Annotated in this window: 12 protein-coding genes; 4 read left to right on the top strand and 8 right to left on the bottom strand. The window is 55.3% G+C overall.

Going from position 1 to position 12,496, the window contains the following annotated elements; translation table 11 throughout:
- Positions 1-202: 202 nt before the first annotated feature.
- Entirely contained in the window at positions 203-448 is a 246-nt protein-coding gene (locus N0M98_RS33175; protein WP_249861932.1) for a cold-inducible protein YdjO-related protein, read from the bottom strand.
- Positions 449-538: 90 nt separating this feature from the next.
- Positions 539-1,042, bottom strand: coding sequence for a CYTH domain-containing protein (locus N0M98_RS33170; RefSeq protein ID WP_259620453.1), 504 nt, complete (start codon positions 1,040-1,042; stop codon positions 539-541).
- Positions 1,043-1,295: 253 nt separating this feature from the next.
- On the opposite strand from N0M98_RS33170, the gene N0M98_RS33165 reads away from it, so the two are divergent.
- The 3 genes from N0M98_RS33165 to N0M98_RS33155 all read left to right on the top strand — a co-directional run bounded on the left by N0M98_RS33165 (position 1,296) and on the right by N0M98_RS33155 (position 3,487).
- On the top strand, positions 1,296-2,051 hold the full coding sequence (locus tag N0M98_RS33165; RefSeq protein ID WP_249861930.1) for an MBL fold metallo-hydrolase: 756 nt from the start codon (positions 1,296-1,298) through the stop codon (positions 2,049-2,051).
- A 111-nt stretch (positions 2,052-2,162) separates the two neighbouring features.
- A complete protein-coding gene (locus tag N0M98_RS33160) occupies positions 2,163-2,336 on the top strand; it encodes a hypothetical protein (RefSeq protein ID WP_249861929.1) in 174 nt (57 codons plus the stop codon).
- 209 nt (positions 2,337-2,545) lie between these two features.
- Positions 2,546-3,487, top strand: coding sequence for an aldo/keto reductase family protein (locus N0M98_RS33155; RefSeq protein ID WP_259620452.1), 942 nt, complete (start codon positions 2,546-2,548; stop codon positions 3,485-3,487).
- Between the two features lie 124 nt (positions 3,488-3,611).
- On the opposite strand, the gene murC is transcribed toward N0M98_RS33155, so the two are convergent.
- Positions 3,612-4,904, bottom strand: coding sequence for a UDP-N-acetylmuramate--L-alanine ligase (murC, locus tag N0M98_RS33150; RefSeq protein ID WP_259620451.1), 1,293 nt, complete (start codon positions 4,902-4,904; stop codon positions 3,612-3,614).
- Positions 4,905-5,490: 586 nt separating this feature from the next.
- On the opposite strand from murC, the gene serS reads away from it, so the two are divergent.
- Entirely contained in the window at positions 5,491-6,798 is a 1,308-nt protein-coding gene (gene serS, locus N0M98_RS33145; protein ID WP_259620450.1) for a serine--tRNA ligase, read from the top strand.
- A gap of 137 nt (positions 6,799-6,935) precedes the next feature.
- Here serS and N0M98_RS33140 read toward each other — a convergent pair whose 3' ends face one another.
- The 5 genes from N0M98_RS33140 to N0M98_RS33120 all read right to left on the bottom strand — a co-directional run bounded on the left by N0M98_RS33140 (position 6,936) and on the right by N0M98_RS33120 (position 12,050).
- The gene (locus tag N0M98_RS33140) at positions 6,936-7,820 is read right to left on the bottom strand and encodes a putative RNA methyltransferase (protein WP_259620449.1); all 885 of its coding nucleotides are present in this window, start codon (positions 7,818-7,820) and stop codon (positions 6,936-6,938) included.
- Positions 7,821-8,121: 301 nt separating this feature from the next.
- Positions 8,122-9,072, bottom strand: a complete 951-nt coding sequence (locus N0M98_RS33135) for a methyl-accepting chemotaxis protein (protein WP_259620448.1) — start codon at positions 9,070-9,072, stop codon at positions 8,122-8,124.
- 351 nt (positions 9,073-9,423) lie between these two features.
- Positions 9,424-10,449, bottom strand: coding sequence for a metal ABC transporter substrate-binding protein (locus tag N0M98_RS33130; RefSeq protein ID WP_249861910.1), 1,026 nt, complete (start codon positions 10,447-10,449; stop codon positions 9,424-9,426).
- A gap of 45 nt (positions 10,450-10,494) precedes the next feature.
- Complete coding sequence (locus N0M98_RS33125; protein WP_259620447.1) at positions 10,495-11,397, bottom strand: metal ABC transporter permease; 903 nt, start codon at positions 11,395-11,397, stop codon at positions 10,495-10,497.
- Positions 11,331-12,050 (bottom strand): metal ABC transporter ATP-binding protein, encoded by a 720-nt coding sequence (locus N0M98_RS33120; RefSeq protein ID WP_259620446.1) that lies wholly within the window; start codon positions 12,048-12,050, stop codon positions 11,331-11,333. The genes N0M98_RS33125 and N0M98_RS33120 overlap by 67 nt, the downstream gene beginning before the upstream one ends.
- Between the last annotated feature and the right edge of the window lie 446 nt (positions 12,051-12,496).

Below are 12,496 nucleotides of genomic sequence, written 5' to 3'. Positions count from 1 at the left end.
TGTCCTCCTTGATTTGATGTTGCGGTTGGCAGACCGGCTATCATCTTATCATAAAGGTCAAGGGATTTTTACTCATAGCTATAAGCTTTCCTGAACCCCCAGTCGAACTGGGGGTTTTCTTAGACAAAAAAAGGCTGCCGGTATCATTGCCGGCAACCTGATAGAGCCTGTCTGAAGTCGATCGGTTCACGAGGGGCGCGCCTTAGAGGCGGCGTTTGCCTACGATAAACTTTTTGTTCCCCTTTTTCTTGACGACGGGCACATGTTTATAGCTTCGCACCATCGGGCCTTTGCATAAAGGACAGCTCGGTGACGCTTCCGTTACAAATTCTTTGCGAATCCATGCTTTACAAATGGCATCCTTGCATTTGAAAATCTCTACCTGCTGCAGTTCTGTCTCCGGGGTTGATTGTTCCGGTTTTTGTTCTTCTGAAGTCGATGTCGGCATTTTGAATCTTAATCTCCCTGTTTCATTTCGTTTTAGTAGACTATTAATTATTATACAGATAGGGGAGTTTATCAACCCCTTGACATCCTTTTATAGACGAACATTTTGTGACTGCAAACTTATCCACAAAGACTTATTCCGAAACTCTTCCTCTTGTCCCAGTTCTCTTCCAAACCAATGCGGCGGTACGAACGCTTGTGCCGCTTGTTCGTCCTCAAATTCGACCTCCACCACCATCAGATCAATCTGCTTGTATTCATCGATTTCATAACACAATCCTTGCCGCTCGACCTTCGTACGTATTTTCTCCAAAGGAACAAACTTCGTATTCATCAGAAGCTGCCGGTACACTTCCTCCGATATTTCATATTCCACCTCTTGACGGACCAGGCCGTGACCCGATTTGAACGTATGAGTATAGGAGGCCCGTTCCTCGTGATCGACCAGCTTCCGCACGCGAATCTCCTGATCTTCCGAGTAGGCCAGATACGTCTGGTAAATATGCCTTTTCCCGACGAACCGGACCTCTTCCGACTCCAACTGCTCCTTAGGAAAAGCGGTAATCAAAAACTTGCGTTCAATCTCCGTACTCATTCTCTGTTTCCCCTCTCGTTTTTAGCGGCTAAAGCCCATGTGAATGTTCTTATCATACCACATGTCGGACAAGCCAGAAACGCTCTTCCACGGACGCTTTAGAGCTTTAACGTGCGGCTTCCTTCATGCGATAAAAATATTTTTCTTGACATTTTATAAATTATGTGTTATAATAAAATTTTTAATTGACTAATAAATTCTAACTTTGTATGATGAAATAGCCTTACTAAGCATTCAAAGTTGGAGGGATACCATGCAAACAGCTCGAGAGATCCAGATACTGGACATTTCCGCCGTCGTGTTGGGACAAAAGGATACCGTGCACCCGGTACTGATCCGGGACCGCGAAACCGCCGTGCTTGTCGATACCGGTTTCCCGCGCCAAATTCATTCGCTCCGGGAGGCGATCCGCCAAGCGGGAACGAGTTTGGAGCAGCTGCAGCACATTATTATCACCCATCAGGATATCGATCATATCGGGAATTTGCCCGATCTCACAAGCGCTGCCCCCTCGAAGCCGCAAGTGCTGGCGCATGAACTGGAGAAGCCGTACATTCAGGGAGAAAGAAGATTGCTCAAAGTAACTCCCGAAGCGCTCGCGCAGATCGACGCTCTGCCTGAGGAAGTGCCGCTGGAATGGCGCCGAAGCTTAAAGGCGCTGCTGGAGAATCCGCCGAAAGCCCAGGTGGACCGAACGATAGCGGACGGAGAACTGCTGCCTTACGGCGGGGGTATCCGGGTCATCGCGACTCCGGGCCATACGCCGGGGCATATAAGTCTGTACCACGAAGCCAGCCGAACGCTTATCGCAGGCGACGCGCTGAAGGTCACGGACGGCTCGCTGCAAGGCCCCGCGCCGCAGGAGACGCTGAACATGGAGCAGGCGCTGCAATCGCTGGCCAAGCTGGCGGCGTACGACATCCACACCGTCATCTGCTATCACGGCGGCTTGTATCAGGGCGAAGCCAACGCGCGGATCGCCGAGCTGGCCCGAGGGAGCGGGCTTTAGCCGTTTGAGGGCGCGGCCCGTCCGAATAACGAAGCCCCAAGCTTTTCATGAGAAAATGGATTGAATCATTGACCAAGACGAAAGCTGCCGCGGCAGGAGACGGAGGTTTATATGAAAATATTCGTAGTTATCTCGCTGCAGGGCGAACAGATGGACAACGTCTTTGTAAGCACCGACGAAGAAAAAGCGCTGGCGCTCACTCCCGCCGATTTTGACGGGTGCGACGCCCTGTTCGTGGAAGTATGGGAAGACGGAGAGAAAATCGACGATTACAGGCTGCAATAACATATCGAGAGGGGCTCCCTAGGCTTGGCTTAGGGGCCTCTTTTGCATCTCCCGGACCTTCCGCCGCTTGGCTCCTGGCCAGTTACTTTTTCGTAAGTGCCGTACCTTCAGGTAAGTTAATGAACTCTTTTTCAGCTCTTACCAAAACAAGCGATTGTTTCTATAATGGACTACAGCAACCATTATACCAAATCAGGGAGGCATGCGAGATGCAATATCGCAAACTGGGAAACAGCGGACTGAAAGTAAGTGAGATCAGCCTGGGAAGCTGGTTGACATACGGAGGCTATGTGGCGGACGATCATGCCGTTCGTTCGATCGAGCAAGCTTACGATCTTGGAGTCAATTTCTTCGATACCGCCAATATGTATGAGCGCGGCGAAGCGGAGAAAGTCATGGGCAAGGCGTTGTCCCAATATCCGCGCGAATCCTACGTGCTGGCCACGAAGGTGTTCAACAAAATGGGCGAAGGCCCCAACGACCGCGGCTTGTCGCGCAAGCACATCATGGAGCAATGCGATGCCAGCTTGAAGCGTCTCGGAACCGATTACATCGATATTTATTACTGCCACCGCTACGATAAGGAGACGCCGCTCGAAGAGACGCTGCGCGCCCTCGACGATCTCGTCACTCGGGGCAAGGCGCTCTACATCGGCGTGAGCGAATGGACTCCGGCTCAAATCGTGGAGGCGTACGCGCTTGCCGACAAATATTTGCTCGACAAGATTATCGTCAACCAGCCGGTTTACAATATGTTCAACCGTTACATCGAGAAGGAAATTATTCCTATCGGCCTGGAAAAAGGTTACGGACAGGTCGTCTTCTCTCCGCTCGCTCAAGGTCTGCTTACAGGCAAATACCGTCTGGGTCAGCCGATTCCTGCGGACAGCCGGGCGGCCAGCAAAAACTGGGGCGAGAAACAGCTCAGCGAGTCCAATCTGACTAAAGTCGAGAGCATTTCCAAAATCGCGGACGAGCTCGGCATCAAAGTATCCCAGCTCGCGATCGCCTGGATTCTCCGTCAGAATAATGTCGCCAGCGCTCTCGTCGGCGCAAGCCGTCCGGAGCAGGTCGTCGAGAACTGCGCCGCCAGCGGGATCACGCTGTCCGCAGATGTGCTGCAAGCCATCGAGGAGATTTTGCAAGGCTAACGAGCGGTTAGCTGTCATCCGCAAGCCAAGGGCGGCTTCCTCCGGTCGTATTCCGATCCGGATGGGAGCCGCCCTTTGGTTTAGCCTTAAGGCCGTCTATATATAACGCCAACCTCCGCTTGTCTTACAGGCGTTCCAGCAGTTGTTGGTACTTTTGAATATCGCCCGCTCCCATAAATACGAGAACGCTGTTATCGTAGCCGGTCAGATCGGCGACCGTGCTTTCGGAGATGAGCTGGGCATTCGGAATTTGCTCGCGCAGCTGCTCGATCGATACTTTGCCGAACGCTTCCCGCGCCGAGCCGAAGATCGGGCATAAGAACACGTCGTCGGCCTCCCGCAGCGACACGGCGAAATCGTCCATCAGCTTCTCTACGCGGCTGAACGTATGCGGCTGAAACACGCCGACCACCCGCTTCTCCGGATATTTGCTGCGCACCGCTTCCAGCGTAGCCTTAATTTCCGAAGGATGATGCGCATAATCGTCGATCAGCACGTTGCCTCTCCACCGTTTCTCCGTGAAGCGCCGCTTCACTCCGGAGAACGAGCTCATATGCGCTCTGATTTGCTCCATGTCCAGATCGAGCAGCAGCCCCGTGCCGATGACCGACAGCGCGTTAAGCACATTATGCCGGCCGAACGCCGGGATGAAGAAACGCCCCAGCTGCGCGCTGCGCCACTGGACGGAGAAAGAGACGCCGCCTCCGGCTACGGCCACATCGGCCGCTCTCAGCTCGTTATGCGGCTCGAACCCGTACAACAGCGTTTTCTTGTCCGTCCGCAGGAGACGCACCTGCTCGTCGTCGCCGCAGGCGACCAAATTCCCCCGGACCAGGGAAGCCATCTCTTCGAAAGCGCTCCTCACATCGTGAATGTCTGCGAAATAATCGGGATGATCGAAATCGATATTCGTAATAACCGCAATTTCAGGACGATAAGCGAGAAAATGCCTTTTATACTCGCAGCTCTCGAAAATAAACAGGCCGGCATCGGGATGTCCGGTTCCCGTTCCGTCTCCGACAAGGCTGCACGAGGCCTTCACCGAGCCTAAGGCATGCGCCATCATTCCGGTCGTCGTCGTCTTGCCGTGCGATCCGGTAACCGCAATGCTCGTAAAGCCGCGCATCCAGTCGCCGAGAAAATGATGATAACGCCGCACCGTAAGCCCGGCCAGCCTGCAATGCACCAGCGCGGCGTGGTCGTCCTGGAATGCGTTGGAGGCAATAACGGTCATCTCTGAAGACAGCGGAGCATGGCCAAACGTATAAATCGGAATCCGGCGCGACTCCAAAGCAGCCTGGGTAAATATATAATCCTCGGTATCCTCGCCCTGAACACGGTGTCCAAGATCGTGCAGCAGCTGCGCCAGAGCGCTCATCCCGCTGCCCTTAATTCCGATAAAATGATAGTTTCCCATGGTAACCTCCCGCAGCAACTTATTCACATGCTGTTAGTATATGTAAAACCTTTGAAATATGCTTTTGCCTATTTCACTTTTATTTCCTCCGCCCCTCCTCCATCATACGCTCTTCCGCCCCGTTTGTCTTGTGCGGCGACAAATCGGCGCGGCAGCCGGAACCTTGTTTTATTATTGCTTGCATTATATGCCGGCGTTTACATCCGGTATCCTATCGAAAGCCTACTCATCCAAACTTTTCCACATTTTCCTTCGCCAAACGACTCCACATGCGGTTCTTCGCCCGGCCCGCACTTGAATAAAGGGTCCGGAATACGGTATACTGATAAAACAATTTCATCACGGCCATTATGCCTATGAAGAGAATCCAACTCGGAGGCGTTTTCGTCAAGGGGAACCCGGGCTCCAACACCCGGAGCATCCCCCCTAAGCTTACCGGCACCGCCCGTTACCGCGGAACCAAAGAGGATCGAATCGCCTGAAGCGGTTCGGTCAAGTTGGGTGGCACCGCGAGTGTGAAGCGCTCCTCGTCCCATACGGATGAGGGCGCTTTTTGCATTTTCACACAAAAAGGAGCGAGGGAACCATGTTGGACATCAAATGGGTGAGAGAACACGCAGGGCTGGTGCAGACGGTCGCCGACCGGAAAAAGATTCGCTTGTCGGTTGCCAAACTGCTGGAATGGGACGAACGAAGGCGGGAACTGCTGCAGCGGATCGAGCCGCTGCGTCAAGCGCGCAATCAGCGGTCGCAAGCGATTAGCGGGCTGATCCGGGAAGGACGCGCGGTCGAAGCCGAGGCGGGCAAAGCGGAGGTAAGAGAGCTCGGCCTGCAGCTCTCCGGACTGGAGACGGAGCTGGCCGAAGCGGAGCTGGCCTACAATCAGCTGCTGCTGCTCGTTCCGAATATCGTATCGCCGGACACGCCCGAAGGGTTGTCGGACGAAGATAACGTCGAGGTTCGGGGCACAGGCGCGCAGCCGGTCTTTGCCTTTGCCCCCAGAGATCATGTAGCGCTCGGCGAGCTGCACGATATGATCGATATTCCGCGCGGCGTGAAAACGGGCGGCAGCCGCAGCTACTACCTGAAGGGCGCAGGCGTTCTGCTGCACCGCGCCGTTCAGCAGCTTGCGCTTGATTTGCTGCTGCACAAAGGCTTCACGCCGCTGGAAGTGCCGCTGATGGTGCGGACCGAAGCGCTCACGAGCACCGGCTTTTTCCCGCTCGGTCAAGATCAGGTGTACCGCATCGACGGCGGCGAAACGTGGCTGGCCGGCACATCGGAAGCGGCGCTGATCTCCTATTACAGCAACGAAATCGTCGATCTGTCGGCCCCCCGTCTGCTGGCCGCCGCATCGCAGTGTTTCCGCAGCGAGGTCGGCTCGGCAGGGCGCGACGTCCACGGTCTATACCGCGTGCATCAATTCGCCAAGGTGGAGCAGGTCGTGCTCTGCGAAGCAGACCCCGATCTTGCGGAGTCGCTGCTCCAGGCGATCACCCGCAATGCGGAGGAGCTGCTGCGGCTGCTTGAGCTGCCCTATCGGGTGATGGCCGTCTGTACCGGGGATATGTCGCAAAAAACCTACAAACAGTACGATATCGAAACATGGATGCCGAGCCGGCAAAGCTACGGCGAAACTCATTCGTCGTCCAATCTGCTCGACTTCCAGGCGCGGCGCTCCAATATCCGGTACCGCGACGCGCAGGGTCGGCTGCGTTTCTGCTATACGCTGAACAATACGGCGGTGGCTTCGCCGCGCATTCTCATCCCGCTGCTGGAAACCCACCAGCAGGAAGACGGCTCGATCCGGATTCCTCCGGCTCTGAGGCCGTACATGAACGGCCTGGAGCTGCTCGTTCCGGGAGCCGAAGCTTCGGGCGCCTCCTTCCGGTAGGGGCGCAGCTTGAGCTTGGACTTGAGTTTGAGCTTGAGCTTGAGCCGTTGCCCATACGGGAACGGGGGTCATGCAGCCCGCATGACCCCCGTTCTTAATTATTTTTACCCGAAAATCCGGCAGGCAATCGCCCTCGTCTATTTCTCTCCGGTTAAGATCATTAAATCAATCGTAATCTCAGGCAGGCTCATAGCCAGAACTTGCTGCAGACGCTCCTCCGTCACCCTCCATGAGAGCGGCGTCATGCGCAGCAGCGGCTCCAGCAGCTGCTTGTCCAGCGGAAACCGATACCGCACCCGCTTCGCATCCGTTTGCCTAAAGTTTTCCCGAAACAGCTGCAACGTCCGATCATTCGCAAAAGTCCGCATCGGCAAGCCTCCGTACAAAGCACCCCGCAATTCCTTCAAATAATCCCGTTCGGGAATGACCTTGATCACCATGCCGTCAGCGGTCATAAGTCTTCGAAACTCAGCATAGTTGGCCGGCGACAACATGTTCAGAATGAATCCGAACTGTCCGCCGGCAAACGGGCAGGCCGCGATGTCTCCAACGCACCAAATCGCGTTCGCATAGGCCGTGGCCGCTCCGATCCCGTCCCTCGAAATGTCGAGCCCTACGGTGAGCGGCGGCCGGCCGGCATTTCGCACGATGTTGTCCCGGATGCCTGACAAATGCGAGCCTTCCCCGCACCCTGCATCCAATATTCTCGCCTGCGCGTTGCCGCTGCCGAGCCGCTTCAAGATCGTATCGCTTACGGCGGCGTGCAGCGGCTCGAAGAGACCTTCTCCGCACAGCATCCTTCTCGCCTCGAACATCCGCTTATCGTATTTGGTCTCCAGCGGCCGCGGCAATAAGTTAATATAGCCCTGCCGCGATAGATCGAAACAATGGCGCTGGCTGCAAATAAGGCTTTGCAGACCGACCATTCGCATCGGAGATGAGCATAACGGGCATCTGAAAATCGCTTCATTTTGTGCTATAACGCCCGCATGAACCGTCCGTTTATTTTCTTTTTTGGACATCAAAAAAGCACCCCGTTCATTCGTAATAGGTGAATGAAAAAAGGCGCAGTCAAATAAACCCAATCATTTTCCAAAAAAATGAATGGATTCCATGATCTGCACCCTTTTTACCTGTAACGAATGAACTGGATGATCATAACGGAACTCTCCCGGTGGTAGATAGTGTAATACATGATAGATTATATCATATATTGAGGAATTCGTCGTCCGCCGGCCGTTCCGCAGACCTCAAGCCGCAGCATGATGACCGCAAGCCGGCAGGCTTGGACCAACGCGCTATGCGAGCGGGAACTGTGTTTTCTCATACGTTTCCTTGCGACATCATTCCGCGCAAATCGTTAGCCCGCTCGTCCAGTTGTCCCGCAGCTTCGCCGATCTCGACGAACGCTTCGGCGGCCAGCTTGTTTTGCTCAAGGCTCTTGATAATCGCCTGCCGCGAATCTCTGATGCCTCCGCTGACGCGCGCGACTTGATCGGAAATGCCCTCTAGATCCGTTTGGATTTCCCCTGCCGCTTCCTGCACTTTCAGCGCCAGCTTCTTCACTTCGCTTGCAACAACGCCGAAGCCGCGCCCGTATTCTGCGGCATGCGCAGCCTCGATCGCTGCGTTCAACGCCAGCAAATTCGTCTGTGAAGCGAAATCCTGAATCGTCTTGACGATGCTGCGGACGGCTTGAGCCTGCTGCTCCAGGTCGCGCAAATCGTGCAATTGCCGTTCATAGCCGCCGACCGTCTCTTCGACCGCCGATGACAGCTGCCTGCTGCGGCCGAGTCCCGCCTCCGCCCGCCGGTACAGCTCCGCAGCCATCTCCTGCAGCTCGCCCGTCACGCGCGCACCCGTCTCTTCCCGCACGGTAATGTCGGTAGCGACCTTCAATACGGCCGATATAGCGCCCGACTTATCCTGTACGGGCATATACGTCGCTTCCAGCCAAACGATATGTCCGTCCTTGGCGATTCGCTCCACTTTTTCCTGAAATTTTTCCCCTCTCCGCAGCCGGTCCCATAATGCTCCGTACTCCGGACTGTTCGCAAATGATTTCGTGCAAAACTGCCGGTGATGCGCGCCGGGCAGCTCCTCCGCGCAATACCCCATCGTCCGGGCAAAAGATTCATTAGCCCACAGCACGTTTCCGTGCCTGTCGAACTCGATCATGGCCAAGGAACGCTCTAACGCGGCAAGCACCGCACCCGCTTCCAGCACTTGCGTGCTCTCGTAAACGTTAATGTTGTCCGCCATTTTGACTTGCAACCTCTTTCCTGCTATCCAATGCTATTCTCTGGCTCCGCTCGCTGCACAGCTTATAAGTATACTAACAGAAACTGTACAAAATCTGAACATTTCCAACTCCCTCCCCGCTCTCAGGCCGCTTTTCACAACGCTCATAGGGGAAGCTGCGCCAATCGCAGGAGGCGGGTGCAAGCCATTTTCCGGTTAAACGGCAAAATAACCCCACCAATTGGGGCTTTGGCTTCGAAGCTGATTCAGGTACTTTGCGGGGAGCCCCCGGATATCCACAGGATATTGCTGCGCATCACTTCCTAAACAACAAAAAAAGCCCGCCTCCCCGTCCGGATCGCCGGAGAGGAAACGGGCCTGTCATTATTCGTTCAGCGCCGATTGCAATGCGGCGAGGTTGTTCTGCATAATGCCGATATAGTCGAGATTTTTCGCTTTGTCGTCGTCCGTCAGTCCTTCGATCGGATTGAGCACCGCGGTTTTGGCGCCTAGCTCCTTGGCAACGGTCTCAGCGACCTTCGGAGCGACCAGCGTTTCGAAGAAAATCGTCTTCACCTGCTTCTCCTTAGCGAATTGGACGATCTCGCCCAGCTTGCCCGGCGACGGCTCCTGTTCGGGGGACAGACCGGCAATCGGCACCTGCGTCAAGCCATAGCGCTTGGCCAAATAGCCGAAGGCGGCGTGCTGGGTGACGAATTCCTTATGCTTGGCGCCGGAGAGTCCGTCCTTGAAGGCTTTGTCCAATTGCTGCAGCTTGGCGATGTAAGCATCTGCGTTTTTCTTGTACGTCTCTTTATTGGCCGGATCGGCCTTCTCCAGCGCATCCTGGATTGCCTGCACTTCTTTTTGCGCCAAAACCGGGTCGAGCCAAATATGGGGATCAAGCACAGGCCCCTCGGCGGAAGCATGCTCCTTGCCGTGATCGTGGTCGTCCTCGTCTTCCTCTTCCACGCCTTCCATCAGCTCGATCCCTTTGCTCGCTTCGACAACGGCGGTCTGCTCTTTCTTCAAGCTGTCGAGCGCCTTATCCGCCCAGCTCTCCATGCCGGCGCCGTTGTATACGAAGATGCCGGCGTCTTGAATTTGCTTCATGTCTTGAGCGGTCGGCTCCCAATCGTGCGGCTCCACGCCTCCGGGGATCAAATTCACGACATCCGCTTTATCTCCGGCCACCTGGCGCGAGAACTCGTACAGCGGATAGAAGCTCGTCACGATCTTCAGCTTCGTCGCAGCCGCCGGCTTAGACGAAGTGTCTGCGGCCGATTGCGGGGCGGTTTGTCCGCCGGCCGCCGCCGGAGCCGTCTTCGGCTCCGCGCTGCTGCATCCTGCCGCAAGCACCAAACTAGAGGCCAACAATAATCCCAATGATTGCTTTACTAATGATTTCATCTCGTTCCTCCATTTATATCTAAAAGTGTAGTGAAAATCCGCTTCTTACTGCATGCCGCGGGAAGGAGCATGCGTCAGCTCTCCGGAAGACGCGGAACCGATCTTCTCTTCCTGCAGCGGTACGTTTCGATTGCGAAGCTTCCCTATGTAGAGCCAGCCGCGCTTGACGAGCAATCCGCCGATCAGAAAAGCGAGCAGCGTCAAAGCGATCGTCCCGCCCGGCGGCGTGTTCAGCTTATACGAGGCGGTCAAGCCCGTATACACTCCGGTCAGCCCCGCCGCCATGGCAATCCAGATCGCTCCGGCGAAGCTGCGGGCAATGCGAATAGCGAGCGCGGCGGGCAGCACGACCAGCGACGAGACGAGCAGCACCCCGACGATCGGCATCGCTACGGCAACGGCCATTCCCGTCATAATGCTGAAGGAAAGCGACAGCAGCTTCACCTTCAGCCCGCTCGTCTCGGCCGTCTCCTCGTCGAACGCAAGCACATACAAAGGGCGGCGCAGCAGGCAGAAATACAGCCCGCCGATAACGGCCACCGCCAGCATCAGCCACAGTTCGCCGCCGCTGACGGCGACGATCGAGCCGAATAGATAGGCGTTCATGCTTTTGCTGAGCCCCTGGCTCATATTCATGATGACGACCGAAGAAGCCAGCCCGCCGATCATAATGATCGCAATTGAAATTTCGCTGAAGGACCGGAACGACCTGCGCACGTACTCCACCGCGCACGCTCCGACGATGGCGACCAGGAAAGCGGTGACGACCGGGTTTAGGCGCAGCAGCGATCCGAGCGCCACTCCGGCGAGCGACACATGGGACAGCGTATCGGCCATCAGCGCCTGTCTGCGCAGCATCAGATAGACGCCCAGCACGGAAGCTAGCAGGGAGACGATCCCTCCGGCCAAAAATGCCCGCTGCATGAACTCGTAGTGCAGCATTTCCAATCTCCTCCCTCCTTTCGCTTCAGCTCGATGACCCTGTCGATGCGCGGCAGCGCCTCCTCCAAGCCGTGCGTCACCATAACGACCGATCGCCCGTGTCGTTTCACCTGATGCTCCATCAGCTCATAAAAGCCTAATCGGCTCTCCTTATCCATCCCGGTCGCGGGCTCGTCAAGCACAAGCAGGTCCGGCTCCTGAGCAAGCGCGCGGGCGATGCAAATGCGCTGCTTCTGTCCTCCCGACAGCTCGCCGATCCTGTTATGGCGCAAATGCCACATCCCCACCTGCTTTAGCGCCGCCTCGACCGCGGCATGATCCTGCGCCCCCAGCCTGGCGAACCAGCGCCGCCGCGCATAACGGCCCGATTGAACGAACTCCAGCACTTTGCTCGGAAAGCCGCTGTTGAAGGAAGCGATCTGCTGGGGCACGTATCCTATCGTCATGTCCCGCCCCTCGGCTGGGAGTCCGGGGCGTTCAATCTCGCCCGTCCACGGCTTAAGCAGCCCGAGCATCAGCTTGAGCAGCGTCGTCTTGGCGGCGCCGTTCGGGCCGATGATTGCGGCGAATTCCCCCTGCATCACCGATAAATTCACGTTGTCCAGGCAAGGATACTCGGTATATCCGAAGACAACCTCCTTCATCCGGATCAGTTCCATGCGCTCACCTCCTCCTTGCAACAGCCGCATCGCCAATAAGCAGCCATGCTCTGCATATAATCTCTTTGCCCTATTTATAAACGTAAAATTTACAAATAACATAGTCCATCATAAAACAACCAAGCCTATTTGTAAATAGTATTTTTTACGTTTTATAAGCGTAATCATTACTTTTATAACCTCTGAAGCGGATAACATCCGGCTAAAAAGGCGAATGCTTGCGCTTTTCCAGATTCAAATGGCCGCTCCGCTCTTTTTTCACCGGGCTTCTAGGAGTCTGTCCGACGAAACAGGAAAAGCATAGTTTCGTCGCGAAACTTAACTGTAATCTGTTTATCTGGTAAAAAAGGGTGTGTGGTTTATGGCAAAATTTAAATCTTACTCCACGGAACAAGGTGAATTGTTTCCGATGTATTTGAGCGATTGGATCCCTGAAGATCATTTAG

It is taken from the genome of Paenibacillus doosanensis, assembly GCF_025060755.1.
Lineage (GTDB): Bacteria > Bacillota > Bacilli > Paenibacillales > NBRC-103111 > Paenibacillus_S > Paenibacillus_S doosanensis.
This window is presented reverse-complemented; position numbering and strand designations above follow the sequence as displayed.